The sequence below is a fragment of the Anaerofustis stercorihominis genome (genome assembly GCF_024623185.1).
Taxonomy (GTDB): domain Bacteria; phylum Bacillota; class Clostridia; order Eubacteriales; family Anaerofustaceae; genus Anaerofustis.
On the sequence record NZ_JANJZK010000010.1, the window covers coordinates 1 to 20,155 of the forward strand.

General features: G+C 32.6%; 19 protein-coding genes. 5 read left to right on the plus strand and 14 right to left on the minus strand.

The features are described from left to right. Positions 1-89 precede the first annotated feature (89 nt). Together NSA01_RS06995 and NSA01_RS07000 are read right to left on the minus strand one after the other, a co-directional pair. Complete coding sequence (locus NSA01_RS06995) at positions 90-515, minus strand: C-GCAxxG-C-C family protein (protein WP_257480772.1); 426 nt, start codon at positions 513-515, stop codon at positions 90-92. A gap of 44 nt (positions 516-559) precedes the next feature. Further along, on the minus strand, positions 560-1,438 hold the full coding sequence (locus NSA01_RS07000; RefSeq protein WP_257480773.1) for a LysR family transcriptional regulator: 879 nt from the start codon (positions 1,436-1,438) through the stop codon (positions 560-562). Between the two features lie 137 nt (positions 1,439-1,575). Here NSA01_RS07000 and NSA01_RS07005 point away from each other — a divergent pair, with 137 nt between their 5' ends. After that, a complete protein-coding gene (locus tag NSA01_RS07005) occupies positions 1,576-2,583 on the plus strand; it encodes a YeiH family protein (RefSeq protein WP_257480774.1) in 1,008 nt (335 codons plus the stop codon). Positions 2,584-2,611: 28 nt separating this feature from the next. On the opposite strand, the gene NSA01_RS07010 is transcribed toward NSA01_RS07005, so the two are convergent. Genes NSA01_RS07010 through NSA01_RS07025 form a run of 4 tightly spaced genes read right to left on the minus strand, consistent with a single transcriptional unit; the run spans position 2,612 to position 7,300 of the window. Continuing rightward, positions 2,612-3,055 carry a C-GCAxxG-C-C family protein gene (locus tag NSA01_RS07010; protein WP_257480775.1) on the minus strand — a complete coding sequence of 148 codons (444 nt, stop codon included), beginning with the start codon at positions 3,053-3,055 and terminating at the stop codon, positions 2,612-2,614. Between the two features lie 9 nt (positions 3,056-3,064). Beyond that, entirely contained in the window at positions 3,065-4,738 is a 1,674-nt protein-coding gene (gene argS / locus NSA01_RS07015; protein WP_257480776.1) for an arginine--tRNA ligase, read from the minus strand. A gap of 14 nt (positions 4,739-4,752) precedes the next feature. Then, positions 4,753-5,829, minus strand: a complete 1,077-nt coding sequence (locus NSA01_RS07020) for a D-alanine--D-alanine ligase family protein (protein WP_257480777.1) — start codon at positions 5,827-5,829, stop codon at positions 4,753-4,755. A 19-nt stretch (positions 5,830-5,848) separates the two neighbouring features. Next, the gene (locus NSA01_RS07025) at positions 5,849-7,300 is read right to left on the minus strand and encodes a nicotinate phosphoribosyltransferase (protein WP_257480778.1); all 1,452 of its coding nucleotides are present in this window, start codon (positions 7,298-7,300) and stop codon (positions 5,849-5,851) included. Positions 7,301-7,448: 148 nt separating this feature from the next. On the opposite strand from NSA01_RS07025, the gene NSA01_RS07030 reads away from it, so the two are divergent. After that, on the plus strand, positions 7,449-8,924 hold the full coding sequence (locus NSA01_RS07030; RefSeq protein WP_257480779.1) for a peptidoglycan D,D-transpeptidase FtsI family protein: 1,476 nt from the start codon (positions 7,449-7,451) through the stop codon (positions 8,922-8,924). Between the two features lie 34 nt (positions 8,925-8,958). On the opposite strand, the gene NSA01_RS07035 is transcribed toward NSA01_RS07030, so the two are convergent. The 6 genes from NSA01_RS07035 to NSA01_RS07060 form a co-directional block, all read right to left on the minus strand. Further along, complete coding sequence (locus tag NSA01_RS07035) at positions 8,959-9,294, minus strand: hypothetical protein (RefSeq protein WP_257480780.1); 336 nt, start codon at positions 9,292-9,294, stop codon at positions 8,959-8,961. Positions 9,295-9,699: 405 nt separating this feature from the next. Further along, positions 9,700-10,584 (minus strand): glycyl-radical enzyme activating protein, encoded by an 885-nt coding sequence (locus tag NSA01_RS07040; protein WP_257480781.1) that lies wholly within the window; start codon positions 10,582-10,584, stop codon positions 9,700-9,702. Positions 10,585-10,752: 168 nt separating this feature from the next. Then, the gene (locus tag NSA01_RS07045) at positions 10,753-11,760 is read right to left on the minus strand and encodes a LysM peptidoglycan-binding domain-containing protein (protein WP_257480782.1); all 1,008 of its coding nucleotides are present in this window, start codon (positions 11,758-11,760) and stop codon (positions 10,753-10,755) included. A gap of 65 nt (positions 11,761-11,825) precedes the next feature. Next, positions 11,826-13,286, minus strand: a complete 1,461-nt coding sequence (locus tag NSA01_RS07050) for a [Fe-Fe] hydrogenase large subunit C-terminal domain-containing protein (protein ID WP_257480783.1) — start codon at positions 13,284-13,286, stop codon at positions 11,826-11,828. Between the two features lie 2 nt (positions 13,287-13,288). Beyond that, on the minus strand, positions 13,289-14,539 hold the full coding sequence (locus NSA01_RS07055; RefSeq protein ID WP_257480784.1) for an NADH-ubiquinone oxidoreductase-F iron-sulfur binding region domain-containing protein: 1,251 nt from the start codon (positions 14,537-14,539) through the stop codon (positions 13,289-13,291). Beyond that, positions 14,539-15,021, minus strand: a complete 483-nt coding sequence (locus tag NSA01_RS07060; RefSeq protein ID WP_257480785.1) for an NADH-quinone oxidoreductase subunit NuoE family protein — start codon at positions 15,019-15,021, stop codon at positions 14,539-14,541. The genes NSA01_RS07055 and NSA01_RS07060 overlap by 1 nt, the downstream gene beginning before the upstream one ends. Positions 15,022-15,210: 189 nt before the next feature. Between NSA01_RS07060 and NSA01_RS07065 the strand changes: the two genes are divergently transcribed. Continuing rightward, a complete protein-coding gene (locus tag NSA01_RS07065; protein WP_257480786.1) occupies positions 15,211-16,044 on the plus strand; it encodes a deoxyribonuclease IV in 834 nt (277 codons plus the stop codon). An 8-nt stretch (positions 16,045-16,052) separates the two neighbouring features. Further along, on the plus strand, positions 16,053-16,601 hold the full coding sequence (locus NSA01_RS07070) for a 5-formyltetrahydrofolate cyclo-ligase (protein WP_257480787.1): 549 nt from the start codon (positions 16,053-16,055) through the stop codon (positions 16,599-16,601). A 110-nt stretch (positions 16,602-16,711) separates the two neighbouring features. Here NSA01_RS07070 and NSA01_RS07075 read toward each other — a convergent pair whose 3' ends face one another. Then, positions 16,712-17,251, minus strand: coding sequence for a PadR family transcriptional regulator (locus tag NSA01_RS07075; RefSeq protein ID WP_257480788.1), 540 nt, complete (start codon positions 17,249-17,251; stop codon positions 16,712-16,714). A gap of 152 nt (positions 17,252-17,403) precedes the next feature. On the opposite strand from NSA01_RS07075, the gene NSA01_RS07080 reads away from it, so the two are divergent. Beyond that, positions 17,404-18,783, plus strand: coding sequence for an MATE family efflux transporter (locus NSA01_RS07080; RefSeq protein WP_257480789.1), 1,380 nt, complete (start codon positions 17,404-17,406; stop codon positions 18,781-18,783). A 78-nt stretch (positions 18,784-18,861) separates the two neighbouring features. Here NSA01_RS07080 and NSA01_RS07085 read toward each other — a convergent pair whose 3' ends face one another. After that, a complete protein-coding gene (locus NSA01_RS07085) occupies positions 18,862-20,061 on the minus strand; it encodes an ATP-binding protein (RefSeq protein ID WP_257480790.1) in 1,200 nt (399 codons plus the stop codon). Positions 20,062-20,155: the final 94 nt, after the last annotated feature.

Here is a 20,155-nt window from a genome sequence, read left to right on the forward strand (position 1 = left end):
CTTATTTAAAATAATTATCTCCCATTTCCTAACCTGCTCCCTTTCTTATCATTAAAAAAAGTCCTTTAGATGGACTTTTTTACCTTATTCTATTCGAAATATTTCTTTAATAAATATTTTTCTATTATTTCGGCACTGTCATGAACACATCCGTCACAGCTTCTGATTGGAGGTCTGTCCATACCTACGCTTTTTAATTCCTTACATCTAACTGTAGTATTCATTTCTTTAAACTTGTCAGCCAATTCCTTACCTAATGTAAGTGATTTGATTTTTGTTTTAGGTTCTTTTAAATTCTTATCGCTGTTTAAAAGTCCGGCAAGCATGATCATACCGCACACACTTCCACATGTTTCCTGCATCCTTGCAATACCCGTTCCGAAAGCTTCAGACATAGCAAAGGCTGTTTCTTCATCAAGCCCAAGCAAATCACAATATGTACATACTACCGCCTGCGCACAGTTATAACCGCTTTTAAACTTATCTACCGCAATATCAACTCTTGATTTTTCCATAAACTTTTTACTCCTTTTCAATTGCCCTTTTTAATATTCTATACCTATTTAATAAAATCTTCAAATATTTTATAATAATAATTTTTGTATTTACTGTTTTTTCTCCAAATCAAATTAAAATCATGTTCTATCTTAAAGTCTTTGATATGTAATTTAACAAGTTCATTATTCTTGAGTTCATTTTTGACAGCGGCTTCATACAAAAAAGTTATACCAATATTACTTTTTACTAATTCTTTTATTGTATTAATGTTATTAATCTCAATCGTATTACTAAAATCATTTATACTTATACTTCTGTTTTCCAAATATTTTTCAATCAGTTCTCTGCTCCCCGAACCTGTTTCTCTTATTATAAGTCTTTGATTTAATAAATCCTCCAAAGATAAGTTTTTACTATATATTTTATTCTTTTTACTGCAAACTCCTATATAGTTTTCAGCAGATACTTTTATATAGTCAAACTCATTTTTCGGAAAATTACCTTCGATAATCGCAAAATCAATATTTCCATTATTGATATAATTTAAAAGTTCATTCGTATTAGCAACGAGAACCTTCATATTTACATTATCATTATCCTTTAAATACTTCCTTATCTTATCCGGCATAAGATATTCGCCGATTGTCAAAGTTGTACCAAAGTTTAATTGTAAATTTTTATTACCAATCAAACCTATTTCACTTCTTAATTTCAAATCATCATGCTTAAGAGTTGTTATATAATTTAGGAATACTTCCCCTTCTTTCGTTAAAGAAAGCTTTTTAGATTTATAGTTAAATAGTTTAATATTATAACTGCTTTCCAAAAATTTAATATGCTGAGTAGCCGCAGGCTGAGTGATATTCAAACTTTTAGCCGCCTTGGTTATGTTCATTTGTTTGCAAACTTCCAAAAAAGTATCAATCCTAAAATCTAACATTTTATATAATTCTCCTTTAAAATATCATAACATATTTTTATATATAAATAAATATTTATAATTTTAAATTATTTATAAATAATGGTAAAATATCAAAGTAAATCAAAAATCATATTAAAATAATCAAAGGAGAAAATATGGCATTTATAAAACAAAACATCAAAGGAATAATTTTATGTCTGATCATTGCTGTTCCCGCCTGGTTTTTGGGAAAACTTGTTCCCGTAGTGGGAGGTCCTGTATTTGCAATACTTATGGGAATGGTGATAAATTATGTTATAAAAGACAAATCTTCATATAAGTCGGGAATAACTTTCACATCAAAGAAGATACTTCAGTACGCGGTTATACTGCTTGGATTCGGCATGAACTTAACGGATATATTAATGAAAGGAAAACAATCCCTTCCAATCATTATAGCAACTATCACAACTTCACTTGTCATTTCATATGTAATATGCAAACTACTGAAAATACCTTCAAAAATATCTACTTTGGTAGGTGTGGGTTCTTCCATATGCGGAGGTTCTGCAATTGCTGCAACGGCACCTGTAATAGATGCAAACGACGAAGAGATAGCCCAGGCTATATCAGTAATATTTTTATTTAATGTGATAGCTGCCTTGATATTCCCAGCACTGGGGTCATTTTTAGGCTTATCCAACGAAGGGTTCGGATTATTCGCAGGTACCGCAATAAACGATACATCATCGGTAACCGCGGCTGCCGCAGCATGGGACGGGATACACATGAGCAATACTTTGGAAGCGGCAACGATAGTGAAACTAACAAGAACGCTTGCAATAATTCCTATAACATTAGTACTGGCTTTTATAAGAACGAGAAAAGAAGAAAAAGCAGAAGGCGGAAATGTAAGTCTAAAAAAAATATTCCCATTTTTTATTCTTTACTTCGTTTTAGCAGCTGTTGTTACCACTGTGTTCAATCTATCTCCGGTAATAACAACTCCTCTGAAAGAACTAAGCAAATTCTTTATAATAATGGCTATGGCTGCTATAGGGATAAATACAAATATAGTACACCTAATAAAATCAGAAACGAAGCCTATTTTCATGGGTGCCTGCTGCTGGGTAGGAATAGCTGCAGTAAGTCTTATTATGCAGCATATACTGGGTATTTGGTAAAATAAAAAAGACGCTAAAAGCGTCTTTTTTATATATAATCTTTTATAAATCCTTCAAATAACGTTCCCGCTTCTTCCATAACTTTAAGACATCCTCTTACCGGATCCATATATCTCGGTCTTATGTATGAACAGTTTATGGAACCGAATTTTTCAGTGTAAACTTCAACCCACTTTTTTACTATTTCTTTCATCTTTTCATTTGTGGAAGGTTTATCTTCGGTAAACATAAGTCCTATTGCGGCTACTCCTCCGGCAAAAGCACCGCAGGTATTTCCGGTCTGAATACCAAATCCGTAAGGAGCAAGCATTTTAAATACCTTATCGTCAATATCCAGTTCATACTTTATTTTTAAAGCCTCAATCAAAGTCTCACCGCAGTTTTTATGATATAAAGCTTTTTCACTATCCGATTTTAAATTTTCCTCTTTTTTGATGTCAGCAATGACATCGACCATACTTTTATCTATCATATTTTACTCCTACATTTTTTCGGGAGCACTTACACCTAATATATCAAAAGTATTTTTAAGGACATCCCTTGCTCCGGTAATGAGAGCAAGTCTTGCATTCATTAATTTTTCATCATCTACTATGACTCTGTGTGCGTTATAGAAAGAATGGAACGAACCCGCTAGATCCATTGCATATTTGGTAATTTTACTTGGATCTAGATCCTTGCTTGCTTTTAAGATTTCATCGCTGAAATTAGAAATTAGTTTAAGCAAGTTTATTTCTTCTTTTTTATCGAGAAGTTCAAAGTTTTCTGTTTTAACTTCCTTACCAATATTTCTTATGATACTGCAAATCCTTGCATGAGCATACTGCACATAGAAAACAGGATTGTCGCTGGATTTCTTTATTGCAAGGTCGAGGTCAAAATCCATATGAGTATTAGGCTTATTATAATTAAATACAAATCTTGCGGCATCTTTGCCAACTTCGCCTACCAAATCGGAAAGAGTATAAATATTTCCCTTTCTCTTTGACATTCTGAAAGCTTCATTGTTCTTAACCAAATGTACAAGCTGCATTAAAATCACATCCAGTCTGTCTTCGCTTACGCCCAGTGCAACCATTGCCTTTTTAAGTCTTGCAACGTGACCGTGATGGTCTGCTCCCCAAACATTTATTGCATAATCAAAATTCCTCTTGACTAATTTATCATAATGATAAGCTATATCCGCAGCATAGTAAGTAGGCACTCCGTTTTGTCTTATAAGTACTTCGTCTTTTTCAAGTCCGTAATCAGTACCTTTGAACCATAACGCTCCCTCTTTTTCGTATACACTGCCATCTTTTTTCATCTTAGAGATTACGTCATCTATCGCTCCCGAATTATGAAGAGTTCTTTCGCTGAAGAATACATCGTAATCAATTCCGTAATCCTTAAGGTCATTAACCATGTTCGAAACATTTTTATCAAGAGAATATTCCACGAGTTCGTGCTGTCTCTCTTCTTCACTTACATTTAAAAGCTTATCTTCGTTTTCTTCGATATAACTCTTTGCAAGTTCTGTGATATCCTCACCTTTATAGCCGTCTTCGGGGAATGTGACATCTTTACCAAGCTCCTGTAAATATCTGGCTTCCAAAGACTGACCGAATTTAATTATTTGATTTCCCGCATCATTCAAATAAAATTCCTTTGTAACTTCACATCCTGCCCATGTAAGGATATTGCTTATCACATCACCTATAGCTCCTCCTCTGGCATTCCCTATATGAAGAGGTCCGGTAGGATTAGCACTTACATATTCAACATTTACTTTTTTAGGATTTTCTTCTATGATTTTTCCATATTTATCTTTTAAAGTAATAACTTTCTTTAACTCGTCATAAAGCCATTTATTATCCAAAGTAAAATTAATAAATCCGGCACCTGCAATAGAAATATCTTTTACATAAGAATTTTTCGTATCAATATTTTTAATTATATTTTCGGCAATAATTCTTGGGTTGCATCTGGCAGCTTTTGCAAGCTGCATAGCAGTATTTACACTAAAATCCCCAAACTTTTCTTCCCTTGGTACTTCGACCCTGATTTCAGGCACATCTTCTTTTTTTATTTCAAGCAGCCCTTGTTCAATACATTTATCTATCGCATCATCGACTAATTTAATAATTTCTTTTTCTCTTGTTATTTTCCCGAACATTATTTTCTCCCATATTATTCTTTTATAGTTAATCTATGTTTTATTTCATATCTTTCAAAACCTAAGTCAATCAGTCTTTCAATCAAATCTGAATAACCAATGCCCATATAATCCCACATTTTAGCATACATACTTATATTTGTAAAACCGGGAAGAGTGTTAGCCTCATTTAAATAAATATCTCCGCTATCTCTGTCAAGGAAAAAATCAACCCTTGATAAACCGCCGGCACCTACTGCTTTAAATGCTTTTACCGCATAATTCCTTATCTTTTCGATTATCTTATCATCTATTTTTGCGGGGATATCTATCCTGCTTCCGTCCCCTGAAAGATATTTAGCTTCATAATCATAGAATTCTTTACACGATACGATTTCTCCCGGATAAGAAGCTTCGGGATGAGAATTACCCAGTACCGCAACTTCGATTTCCCTTGCGTTTATACCTTTTTCAACTAATATTTTAGTATCAAATTTAACTGCTTTTAGAAGTGCTTCTTTAAGGCTGGCTCTATCTTTAGCCTTTGATATACCAACACTTGAACCCATGTTAACCGGCTTTACAAACATCGGATAAGGAAGGGTTTCTTCACATCTGTCAAGAGTATCCGTAAGCAGTTTATCTGTTTCTATATCCGTGTTAAAAACAAGAACATCGTCTACGACGGGAATACCAACGCTTCTGAATATCCTTTTTGCTATATCTTTATCCATACATACGCTAGAAGCGAGGACTTCACAGCCTACATAAGGCTTATCCATCATTTCAAAAAGACCTTGTATCCTTCCGTCTTCTCCGTTTTGTCCATGCAAAACAGGGAAAATAATATCAACTTTATTTATTATATCTCCGTCAAACAATGAAAAATCGCTTATTAAATTTTCACTGTCGTTTATCCATTCGTTAGTCTTTATTTTCTCAACATCACCTTTATAAATATAAAATTTCCCTTCCAATGTGATACCTATCATAGTAATATCGAACTTTTCCTTGTTTATGCCCTTTATTACATTATAGGCAGATAAAAGGGAAACATCATATTCTCCGGATTTACCTCCGAATACGACGCCTACATTTTTTTTCTCACTCATAAAACGTTCTCCTCTTAAATTATTTTTGTACCGATGCAAGTAAATCTTTCTTTATATCAAATAATTTATCAGAAACATCTACATGATATTCACTTGGATTTATAAGTCTTAAGAATTCAGGCCAAAATGTACTTCTGGCAACCATGTGGTTTTCTCTGATTTCAGAAAGCTTAGGTGAATAATATACTTGTTTTCCATCTACAAATATAGGTTTTAACAATTCTTTTACATGAAAATTTTCTATCGTTCTCTTTTTCCAGGTGTGAACAGGATGATATATTGTAAGCGGTTTTGTATCGTCGATTACTTCATCATTTAATGTTATTAAATCCGCTATGGCAACATTCGTAAGATTGTCATAAAATCTTAAAACTTTTTTATATCCCGGGTTAGTAATTTTTATTGGATCATTGGAAACTTTTATTTTAGGAGATAATTTGCCGTCTCTCTCTATTGCTGCAAGCTTATATACTCCGCCTAAAGCACTGGTACCGTCAGCGGTTATCATTTTGGTACCTACTCCGTACATACCTATTTTTGCCCCCTGATTTCTAAGGTCGGAAATAATGAATTCGTCAAGATCGTTTGAAGCACTTATAACGGCACTTTCAAATCCCGCCTCATCAAACATCTCTCTGGCTTTTACGGATAAATAGGTAAGGTCTCCGCTGTCAAGACGGATACCGTAACTGCCTTTCAATCTCCCCGCTTCTCTTTCTTCATTAAATACTTTTATAGCATTTTTTATCCCGCTGCCTAAAGTATCATAGGTATCAGCAAGGAGTATCAAATTATCGGGATTATATTTTGCATATGCTCTGAAAGCTTCAAGTTCACTGTCGAAGGCCATAATAAAAGCATGAGAAATAGTACCTTTTGATACGGTATCCCACTTATATTCAGCCTCAACGTTACTCGTACCTACACATCCGCCTATTATACATGCTCTTGAACCGTACAGTCCGGCTTCCGTTCCGTGAGCTCTTCTAAGCCCGAAGTCAAGCACCGGTGCATAAGTACCTGCGGCGGAAACTATCCTAGAAGCCTTTGTAGCTATAAGACTTTGATGATTGATTATTGCGAGTATCGCAGTTTCGATTATCTGCGCTTCAATCAAGTTTGTCTTTACTCTAAGTACAGGTTCCGATGGAAAAAATATTTCTCCTTCTTCCATTGCATATATTTCACCGCTGAATTTAAATTCTCTTAAATAATCTAAAAATCCGTTTGTAAGTTCGGGATGATTTTCTCTAAGTAAAGCTATATCATCTTCTTCAAATCTTAGATTATTGATATATTCTATTACCTGCTCAAGTCCCGCAAAAACAGAATATCCTCCTTCAAAAGGATTTCTCCTGATAAAGACATCAAATACGGCTTTTCTGTCTTTAAATCCTTTTTCGAAATATACATTGCTTACGCTCAACTGATAAAAATCAGTAGCTAATTGAAGTTTCCTTTGCTCTTCCATTTGTTACTCCCAATCATTACTTTTAAATGTTATATTCAATTTATTATTATAACACTTTTTACAGAAAAATCACTAAAAATAGTATATTTTTCCTCATTATACCAATACTTATAATATGTTTAGAGATACTTTAGAAAAAAGAATTAAAATGTTATCTATTTTTATAATATTTCTATTTATATTACTTACAGCTTTTGTGATAAAAGCATTCATGTTTCAAGACGAGGATAACATAAAAAAACTTGCATCGCAATACGAAAAGACAATACAGACATATTATCCGAGAGGAGCAATACTGGACAGGAACGGCATCAATTTTGCGGATAATTCCGCAAATAAAAAGCTGAATGTAAGTCTTCAAAACAATACTTCTTTTAATGTTGGAAAAACCTTTATAGGAAACATAAGAATAAATGAAGACACCACTACAAAAGATGCGGTAGAAGGGCTAAGCGGTCTTGAGTTATATTATAATGAACTTCTAAACGGAGGGACACCGATAAATATAATTTCAAGCATAGACGCCACAGGAAGTATAATCAACGAAGAAAATTATACTGCGGTTAATGACCATTTAAATGAAGGGAATACTGTAAATACAACCGTGGATTATCATCTTCAAAAATATACAGAAGAATATTTAAAGAAGTTCCTAAAGGAAAATAACTTTAAAGGCGGAAGCGTGGTAGTAACCGATGTTAAAACCGGAGAGATACTAACCATGGTATCAAGTGACGAAACGCTAAATAAAAATGTTCTATCTTATCAGCCGGGAAGTGTGTTTAAAATACTTACTTTGGCACAGGCACTTGAAAATAACGCAGTAGATTTAAAAGAAGAATTCAACTGTACAGGAAAAATCAAAATCGACGGAGTTACAAGATATTGTCATGAAGGAGAAGGTCACGGGAAAATAACCGCATTGGAAGGCTTAAGTAAATCATGTAATGAAGTTTTTTACAGACTTGCAAAAAGATTAAATATTAAAGATGATAAAGGAAATATAATTTCAAACAAAGTAATCGATTATGCCAAAGAGCTCGGATTTGGAAGTAGTGACGATAAAACAAATAAGAACAAAAAATTTATTTTGGAATACGATGACTATTATTCCTTTGTTCCGGATAATATTTACAATAACTTAGATACTTTCAACTTGGCTTTGGGACAGGGAAAAGTCCAGGCTACACCTTTAATGTTAAATACTATAATGAGCGCCATAGCAAACGGAGGGATAGGTTATCAGCCTTATATCGTTGAAAGTGTAAAAAACACGAGTGATGATATAGTTGATATAAAACAAAACCAAATATTTGATTTAAAACTTAAAGAAAGTACAGTAAAGACACTTCAAAAGGCGCTTAGAATGGTTTGCGTCGACGGTACGGCAAAAAGTAATTCACTGGACAGTTACGGAGGACTTGCCGGTAAGACGGGAACAGCAGAAAATCATGAAAAAGAATCTCCTCATGCATGGTTCTCGGGATATTTCCCATATAACAATCCCAAATATGCTATGACTGTTTTCATAGAAAACGGAGGATACGGTTCGGGACCTGCCCTTAAAGTATTTGACAGCGTCGCCCTTGAAATGATGAATATAGAAAATGATAAAGGAATTTAAATGAACGAAAAAAAGAAGGGGATCCCCTTCTTTTTTACTCTTCCTTAATACCTGTCATCAAGTACATAAGATTTTTAACGGCTTTTACTTTTTTTCTTGAACAAACACTGGTAGCATAATTAGTTTCTTCGGCTATCTTAACCATACTAATTTTTTCTATATAATTAGATTCAATAATATTCTTATCCATATCTTCAAGTGAATCTAATGCACTTTCAAAAAATGAAAGTTCTTTGGAAATCCTATCTCTTTCGTTTAAAATTTCCTCATCTAAAGAATCCAATTGTTCAAGAAGAGATAATCTTTTCTTTTTAGAATTTACATCTTTTAATTTTCGTTCAAAAATCTTATAATTTTCGCTTTTTGCCATAAGTCTAAATCTCCCCTTAAAAATTAAAAAGATTAAGTAAGAATATTAAAGATCAATACTTTCAAATTCTTTATGTATCAAATAAAAATAATACTTTTAAATCAGGTCCCACATCCAGTCATATACCCTTTAATATCCCTACTATGCAAAAAAGGATATCCTTAAAGTTAATGTAACTTAATCATCAAAAACAACAAACAACAAATATAGTTACAATAATTTAAAAAATATTCTTTTCCTACATAATCCTGTAACTAATATTATATATAATAAAAAGAAAAATACAAGGGTATATTTCCAAAATTTTCATACTATTTAATACGACATTATATTATATATATGGTATATAACATATGTTAATTTACATATAATTTTATTTTATGTTTCAAATAAAAAAGAAAACCCTTATGAAAGGATTTTCACATCATCACATATTCTTTTAAATAGGTTTGATATATTTAGTAATGTTTTTCTGTTCGGAGCCTTAAATTCATATTCTCTGATTTTACCAAGCAGTCTGTACATATATTCATTGGTATTATTATAACCCTTAATGATTATGCCCTCAAGTTCAAGTTTTGAAAGAAGAGATACAATAAGTTTAAGTTCATCCATATTGCAGTTTACTTCGCTTACGAATGTAACATTTACAATAACCTTCGACATACTGAAGGATACCTTTTTTAAATTTTCTATGATAAGCTCATTACTGACACCGGTAAATCTCTTATGTACATCATCATTTACCAAGTCTAAATTATATAAAAAATAATCCGTATAAGGTATCAATTTTTCAAATACTTTATAATCGACATAACCGTCTGTCTCTATTGCAACATTGACATCATTTTCTTTTAAAAGCTTAATCACCTCAAGTAAAAAATCAGCCTGCATCAAAGGCTCTCCGCCTGAAAATGTAACACCTCCCCCGCTTGTTTTATAATACTCCATTTCAGGCATTATTCTGTCAACAAGCTCCTTCGGAGTAATATATTCACCTATCAGCTCTCTGGCTCCGTTTGGACATGCTTCTACACATTTACCGCACTTTGTACATTCAAATACCTGATGTTCAGCTTCTGCTACTATCCTTTGATTACATGCCTGTGTACATTTATAGCACATTTTGCATTTTTCTTTATCAAAAAGCATCTCTATATCATTTTCCTGTGCTTCGGGAAATTCGCACCATGGATACTCAAGAGGTGTACCTTTCATATATACGACGGTCCTAAATCCGGGACCGCACTGAGTGGTATATTTCTCTATTTTATATATTAACCCTTTCATTTTATCTCCTTACAGTATTATGTTCATTTATTGATTATTATTTTTATTATTAATATCGATCATTAAACATAGATCATTTTCAAAATTATTATTCTTTTATTTAAATTATATTGCATATTCCATACTATTATAATACATTTCGGGAAAATATCAAATAAATTAACTAAACTACTTATTTATTGCAAAAAAATGTTTTAAAATATATTCCATTTCAAAAAATCTATTACCAGAACTATAAAGTAATAAATGTCTAAAGTCCATATCATATAAATACCTCACCTTTTCTATAATGTCCAGAATATCTTCATTTCCAGCATTATTTAAATTAAATCCCGCTACAACTTTATTTTTATCAAAAACAGAGATTTTATTTAAAAATGAAAGATATTCATCCTTTGAAGTATATAAAACATCACTTATAAAATTTGGCAAAACAAATACTTTATTTGCATTTTTATTTATAATTTTTATTATTTCTTCATTATTTGAAATACCGGAAAATAAATATTCATCCAGCAATATATTTGTTTTTATATTTTTGCTGTTCAATATGTCAAAAAGTAAATTTAAATCTATTCCCGCTAAATCATAATATAAAGTAACGTCGTCATAATAAATACTTTCAGTTATATTCTTACATATATAATCAGCCAAAAATTCATAAGTATCACATTTTATGCTATTGATAATCAGACTTGTAGAGACTTTATCCACATCATGAATCATCCTTAAATAATAGTCCTCTACATACAAGGGAGCATCCTTATTTCCAATCCCATTATACCCAAGTACGGAATTTACATATCGGCTTTCCAAATCCAGCTCTATAAAAGCATTGCTCTTTAAATTTAAATCTACAAGAGAATACACTTCAAGATCCTTCTTATGCGTATCTATCCTTAGCCTTATACTCCCGTCATTAAAACATAAAGGATTTATATTATTTTTATAAATTTCTTCCTTTGAAATATTGAATTTTTTTCCTATGTCTTCCAAATTTTCTTCCTTTCTTTTAAAATAATAAAAATCATCGATGGGGATTATTATTTTCTGTCCTACTTGGATTTTACTATTCTCATTCATTCGATTTATTTTTAAAATTCTTTCCTTGCTTATCGAATACAATTTACATAAATCTTCTATATTTTCATTTTTTCTAAGTATATGAACTAACATTTTTCCTCCTAAATAAAAAAGACTACTCATAAATACTTATGAATAGTCCTAATATTTTATTTAACTTATTTTGTTATAACAGGTCTTCCTCCTCCGAATTCACACCCTCCTTCGCAAGGAATGACGCAAAGGAAATTGTATTCACTTTCACCGTCCAATATTCTTTTAACTTCCTCTTTGGAAGCCTTAAGTCCGTTTACAACGGCACATTTGATTTCCTTACCGTCGGATAAATCAAATGAAAATTCTTTGATATTTCCTTTATCATTTTTTATTGACGCTCTTTCACCAAGCCTTATAATAGCATATGCGGTATTTACGCTCAAGAAATATGGATTGAATACCCCCGTATAATCCAGGTTATCAAGTGGTTTATTATCAGCCTTGTTCAAATCAATACCGCTTGTTTTAATAAGTTTTGCAAGCTGTCTTGTAGTTATCGAAATATCGATACCCGATGTCTCATTGGTTTCGGGGAGAAAAGCTGTACAGTTTTCAACTCTCGTTAAATGAACGTCCTTGTCGATATTCCTGTCCAGATAGCCTTCTTTAAACCTAGTATTTATATCCTTTCTTATTTTAGAAAGATTAACAAAAAGATTATCAGCCTCAGGATAAACATCTTCGATTTCTCTACGTATGCCGGATGAGCAGGAATAAATCAACGGTTTTCCTTCAAGCATATTTTCTTTAAGCAAATATGCAACGGCATTCATTTCCTTTATCAAATACTCTTCATAATCTATTACTTCAGAAAATCCCAGCTTATTTAAAACATCTACGACCTTTGCCTTCATAAGCGCATTATCTACACCAACACCTTTAGCTAACGTTTCATATGCACCGTGTGACAATAAACAGATATTATAATATGTATCTTCACCAAGTAAATCGTACAATTCTTCCGTAGTACCTCTCTCAATCAAAGCACCCGTAGGGCAAACCGTTATGCACTGTCCGCAGCCGATACAATCACTGTGAATGATAGGCATATTGAAAGGAGTTGCAACAGTGGTTTCTTCACTTCTGTTAATAAGTGAAATTGCTGACGCACCAACCTTATCTCTGCACATGCTGACACATCTGTTACATTTTATACACTTGCTTAAATCCCTAGTAACAGCACTTGAACTGTTATCTATCCCCTTTTCGAACTCTGTTTCGAACTCACTTGGACCTGTAAGATATTTATTTGCCATAGTCTGAAGCTTGCAGTTCCCGCTTTTTTCACAAGTCGTACATTCACAGTTATGATTGGCAAGAGTAAGTTCAATTATAGTTTTTCTTATATTTCTAAGCCTTTTGGTATGCGTCTTTACATTCATACCTTCCGCAGCATGAGTTACACATGCGGGGAATAATTTACCTCCCACATCTACCATGCACATCCTGCATGATGCGGGTCTGTTAAGATCTTTTAAATAGCAAAGTGTAGGGATTTCAATTTTGGCTTTTTTTGCGGCGTCTAAAATCGTCGCCCCTTCCTTTACTTCTACTTTTATATTATCAACAGTTAAATTAATCACTTTTATTCCTCCCTCTTAAGTGCATTTTTGAATTCTTGAGAAAAATTCGTATACGCACTGATAAACGGAATTATTTGAGTTTTGCCGCTGCCGCATAAAGAAGCGTCAAGGGCATTTACTATTCTTACATAATTTTTAAGATCCGCTAACGTTCCTTGTTTTATCTTAAATCTATCCATTATTTTCTTTAGTTGTCTGTTACCTTCCCTGCATGGAACGCATTTACCGCAGCATTCATGAAAGAAGAAATCTTCAACGACAGATAAATAATCTATTACACCGTCATCTTCATCCGCTACTACGATTGCTCCCGAACCGATATTTCCTTTTACTTTCTTCATACCGTTATAAGTATAAGGGATATTTAATTTTTCATATGGTACTATTACTCCGCTTGCCCCTCCGATTTGTACAAATTTAGCTTTTTTACCGCCTTTTATACCGCCTGCGATTTTTATTATATTTTGTACGGTGGTTCCGAACTCAACTTCGTAAACTCCCGGATGTTTGACTTTTCCGCTTACACATACCATTTTTGTTCCCGGACAGTCTTCCACTCCGTATTTAAGCACACTTTTAAAACCATTTTGCATCATAGTTGCTATGACACTTACGGTTTCCACATTTATAACAAGAGTAGGTTTATTATGAAGCCCGCATTCCTTTACGTAAGGCGGTTTACTCCTTGGTCTACCGCTCTTTCCTTCAATACTTTCGCACATGGCAAAACCTTCACCGCAAACATAAGACCCGCCTCCTGAAAATAAAGACAAGTCAAAATCAAACCCGCTCGATAGGATATCCTCACCTAAAAATCCTTTGTCATAAACCTGCTTGATTGCAAATTCGATGTCTTTATGCATGAAAGTATATTCTTCTCTTACATATATATAGCCTTTATTTGCTCCCGCACAAAATGCAGAGATTATTATACCTTCTATGACTTTATATATCCCGTTTTGAAGAAGATATTTATCTTTAAATGTTCCGGGTTCACCTTCGTCGGCATTACATAAGATATATCTGTCCCCTGTCCCTTTAGCTTCTCTTGCCTGAGCAAGTTTTACTCCGGTTGGATAATTTGCACCGCCTCTGCCCTGAAGTCCGCTGTCTGAAACATTTTGAACGGTTTTCTCATATCCTTGAAGTATAGCTTTTTTAAGTCCCTTAAAACCGCCTCTTTTTATGTATTCATCTATATTAAAACCGTCATAAGTCCCATAGTCTTTTGTGATATATTTTACCGTTCCCATTATTTAGCCCCCCTCAGCTTAGATAACAAAGCTTTTATTTTTTCTTCGTTCAATCTTCCGACCACATTATCATTCACTCTTACCGCAGGAGCTATATCACATGCACCGAAACAAGGCACAAGTTCGAGAGTAAATAATCCGTCCTCTGTGGTTTCACCTTCTTTTATCCCAAGTTCTCTTTCAAAAATTTCTTTTATCTCATCTTTGCCGTTTAAACTGCAAGATGTCGCATTACAAAGACCAAGAATATATTTCCCTCTTTTTTTAGTACTCAATGCGTCAAAATAAGTAACGACTTCAGAGACATTACTTAGTGGGATTTTCATTTCATCTGCTATGTATTTTGCAATATCGAAATTTATAAATTTCCCGGGGATCTGTCTTTGTATTTTCAAAACTATCTGCAGTAAATCAGATGGATTATTGTCATAATATTCAATGATATTTTTACATACCTTTTTAATTTCTTCTGGTAACTTCAAAATAGTATACCTCCCAGTATATAGTTTAAGTATTATATCAAAAAAGCGTCAAATATTCAATTAATACATTTTGGTAATAAATTATTTTTACTTATAAAAATGTTTAAAAAAGCAAAATACTTAATATAACATTGATTTTTAATTAATTTTACTTATACTTAATATATAAAACAGTTAGGAGAAATATATATGTTAAATATCGGAGCACACATGTCCATAGCAAAAGGTTATGAGGCAGCGGGAAAAGACGCACTAAGCATCGGAGCAAATACATTTCAGTTTTTTACACGTAATCCAAGAGGCGGAAAAGCAAAAGAACTAAGTGAAAAAGATATTGACGGGCTGAGAAAAATAATGGAAGAAAATAATTTTTCTGATATACTTGCTCATGCACCATATACTCTTAATATGGCGTCGGCCAAAAAAGACACAAGAGAATTCGCCAAAGAACTATTCAGAAAAGACCTTGATATAATGAACAAAATACCTTCACATTTATATAACTTTCACCCCGGAAGTCATACCACAGATACTTTGGAAGAAGGTATATCAAGGATACAGGAAACATTGAATGAATGCATAAAGGAAGATGATGACACCTTCATACTGTTAGAAACAATGTCAGGTAAAGGAAGTGAGATTGGAAAAACATTTGAGGAGTTAAGAGAAATTTTAGATAGAGTAAATTTAAAAGATAAAATGGGCGTATGTCTTGATACATGCCATGTTTACTGTGCAGGATATGATATAGTAAGTGATTTGGACGGAGTTCTTACAAAATTTGATAATATAATAGGTCTTGATAAATTAAAAGCTGTACATCTAAATGATACTATGAATGACTTTAACACAAATAAAGACAGACATGCAAAAATAGGAGAAGGATTTTTAAAGACAGAACCTCTTATAAACTTTATTAATCACCCTGCAATAAAAGATTTACCTATTTTCCTCGAGACACCCAACGAACTGGAAGGTTATAAAAAAGAAATAGAACTTCTTAGAGAAAATTATAAATATTAGAGGACCAAATGGATAAAGTAACACTCAGAAATAAGATTTTAAAAATACTTAATAATATCGATACAGACGCAAAAAATAACAAAAATATCGAAATTTATAATAAATTAATTTCCAACGAAGATATCATAAATGCAGAAAATATAATGTGCTTTGTGAGTTTCAAAGATGAGGTCGACACTCATAAATTTATAAAATATTTAATAAAAAACAATAAAAATGTCTATATTCCGATAATAGACAATAAAAATAAAGCAATGCATATTTCTAAACTTAATTCTTTCGATGAGCTTGAAACCGGTTTTTATAATATCTTAGAACCTAAAAAAGAATATGTAAGGATCTGTAATCCCGAAATATTGGATGTGATTATCACTCCGGGAGTTGTATTTGATAAAGATAATTACAGAGTCGGTTACGGAGGAGGATATTATGATAAATTTTTCTCAAATAAAAATCTTGATGCCAAAAAAATCGGACTTTGTTATAAGGAGCAAATAACCCCCAAAGTGCCGAGAGAAGATTTTGATATCCCTGTAGATTATATTATCTCGGATTAAAACAGTTATTTAATATACCAATAAAACAGACGGAAGAAAAAAATTCATGTCTGTTTTATTTTTATTCTATTATTGATTATTTAAGTTCGTAAATCATATATTTACCGGTATTAACCAAATATTAAAGATTTATCCTGCTTTACTGATTTTATCCATTCTTCAATAGCCTCAACCAACATGATTTGTTGGTACAAAACAGCCTTTCCCATTTCGGGTACATTTGAAAGATTTTTTTTAGCTTCTAAATTCTCTCTCAAATATGATTTTAAAGTCGTAACATTTGCTTCTATTCTATTTATACATTCCTTTTGTTTATCTATTGGAAGATTATCTAAATTTACGATTACCGAATTAAAATCTAATAATATATTTATTGGTTTTGAAGAAATATCAAACATCAAATTTTCAAATTCTTCTTCGCCTTTCGATGTTAAAGTATAAACCGCTTTTTCGGGCATATTCCCTTCTTTGGTTGTCTTACCTAAAATGTATCCCTTTTTCTCCAGCTGAATAACCTTTTTGTATATTGAAGGTATACTGATTTTAACCCATTTTGATATATTTCTATATTCCACAAGTTTTTGAATTTCATAAGCACTTAAAGGTTTATCCTTTAACATTCCAAGTACGATTAAATCAATAGTAGCCATAAAAATAATTCTCCAATCTAAAACATTATTGACAATTACTATATTTTATAGTAGTATGTATTATTGTACTATAATTTATAGTAATTAACTTTATACTGATATAAATTATGGTAACTTATATAAATATATTTGTCAAGAAAAGGAGAGTAATAATGAACGAACGAAACAAAAAAACAGAATTACTTGGAAATGCACCAATACCCAAAGCATTATTAGCATTAGGACTACCTACTATGATAGGTATGATGGTCAATGCACTTTATAATCTAGTGGATGCTTATTTTGTATCGGGGCTTGGAACAAGCCAAAACGGAGCTATTGCAGTTGCCTTTCCGTTAGGTCAGATAATAGTAGGACTTGGATTATTATTTGGAAACGGAGCAGCTTCATATATTTCAAGATTACTTGGAAAAGGAGAAAAGGATACAGCAAATAAGGTCGCCAATACCGCGCTGTTCAGCAGTATTTTCGTCGGTACGGCAATTATCATTTTAACTGTTATTTTTCTAAATCCTATATTAAAACTTTTAGGTGCAACAGAAAGTATTCTGCCTTATGCGGTTACATACACGAGTATCTATATAATTTCATGTATTTTTAATGTTTTCAATGTCACAATGAATAATATAGTTACCAGTGAAGGAGCGGCTAAAACGACAATGTATGCACTACTATCCGGTGCGGTTTTAAATATCATATTAGACCCAATATTGATATACACGTTTAATTTAGAGATTGCTGGTGCGGCAATAGCAACTGCCATTTCACAAATGGTTTCAACGTGCGTATATCTGTATTATATATTAAGTAAAAAAAGCAATTTTACTTTTAATATTAAGGACTATTCTTTATCAAAAGATATCATGGCGGAAATTTTTAAAATAGGTATTCCCACATTAGTATTTCAATTATTGACAAGTCTTTCCATTGCACTGATAAGCGCCATTGCAAAAACAAACGGATACGGAGATTCCGTGATTGCAGGAATGGGTGATGTTACAAGGATAGTTTCTATGGGAAGTTTAATGGTATTTGGTTTTATCAAAGGCTTTCAGCCCATTTCAGGATATAACTACGGGGCAAAAAAATATGAAAGGTTATATGAAACTATAAAAACAACCATAATTTGGTCAACAGTATTTTGTGTTATTTTCGGTTCGACTGTAGCAATATTCTCTTCCGGTATCATGTCGGGATTTACAAAGGACGATATGGAGCTAATAAATGTCGGAAGAAAAGCACTAATAGCAAACGGACTTTCTTTCTTTATTTTTGGTTTTTATACAGTTTACTCCTCCCTCTTTCTTGCCTTGGGAAAAGGAAAAGAAGGTTTTATCATCGGTGCATTAAGACAGGGACTATGCTTCCTTCCCGTCATTTTAGTTCTTCCGCTCATTTTCGGTCTTGACGGTATAATTTATTCACAGCCGTTAGCAGATATACTTTCCGGTGCCGTTACGGTATTTATGGCATCAAGACTTCGCAAAGAATTAAATAAAGAAAAAGAAAATTATCTTATAAATGAAATATAAATTAGTCTAATAATATTAATAATTTATAAAATAAAAACCTCTTTGAATATATCTTATTCTTAGAGGTCTTTATTTTTATTAAATCCCTATTTTTAAAAGTTCCACAAATTGCTTCGCAGTCCTTGCACTTCTTCCGTTGTTTCTTATGGCAAATGCTTCTGCCTTTGTAAATAAGTCTTTTTCGTCGATTTCCACTTCGTATTGTTTTGCAAGATTTTTAACTATATTTAAATATTCATCTTTGCTTGGTTTTTGGAACGTTATCGTAAGCCCAAACCTTGCAGCCAGACTCATGGTTTCCTGAAGAGTATCATTCAAATGAAGTTCATCCCCGGTCCTTTCCGACATGGTTTCCTTGACCAAATGTCGCCTATTGCTTGTTGCGTATATAACTACATTACTTCCCAGAGCAGCTACACCGCCCTCCAAGATTGCCTTTAATGCGGAAAAATTATCATCATTCCCGGTAAAACTCAAATCATCTATAAAGATTACAAACTTAAGAGGATTTGCGGAAAGTTCATCTACGATGTTAGGTATCTTATAAAGCTGATTTTTCTTTATCTCCAAAAGCCTTAAACCGTCATTTTTAAAATGGTTGCAAACAGCTTTTACGCTTGAACTCTTCCCTGTCCCCGCATCTCCGTAAAGAAGCATATTGCTTGCACCGCTTCCGTCAAGCAAAGCCTTCGTGTTCTTTATTATAAGATTTCTTTCTCTTTCATAACCATACAAATCATCAATACTTTGTCTGTCCGGATACTTAACGGGAACGATTTTATCATTTTTAAGAACAAATGCATTATACTTCGCATATATGCCATAACCGGTAACGGAAAGAGAGTTTATCTTCTTTTGATATTCTTCTTTTAAATTGAGCATAGTATTTTCCCACGCGGGAAGAAATCCGTCATAATCCATATATTCCTTTATTTCAAGAGGTGTAAGCTTACTTAGATCATCAAGTATATTTAATTCCTCATCTACACATTTTTCAATTAAATCGGGAATTTCCCTTCCGGCGGCTTTTGCCTTAACATAAAAATTTTCATCATTAAGTATAAAATTATATATGTATCTTGAAAAGTCAAAATCATGTTTATATAAACATGAAACGAATTCGCCGTAAGTGTATACTGCCTTATCGTCGGATAGCTCATCCTTTAAAAGTAAATCGAGTAAGCGTCGTAAGCTTTTTATGATATCGGTATTTAGGATATTTCTAAATACCGCAAGTGAATCTAATTTTTCATTCAAACCTTTTAATGTATGTTGCATTTTATTTCTCCTTATATTTGGATTTAATAAAAAGTATATCACTACTAAAGCCTATTTTCAATTATCCCAAATAAAATTAACAATAATTATTTGC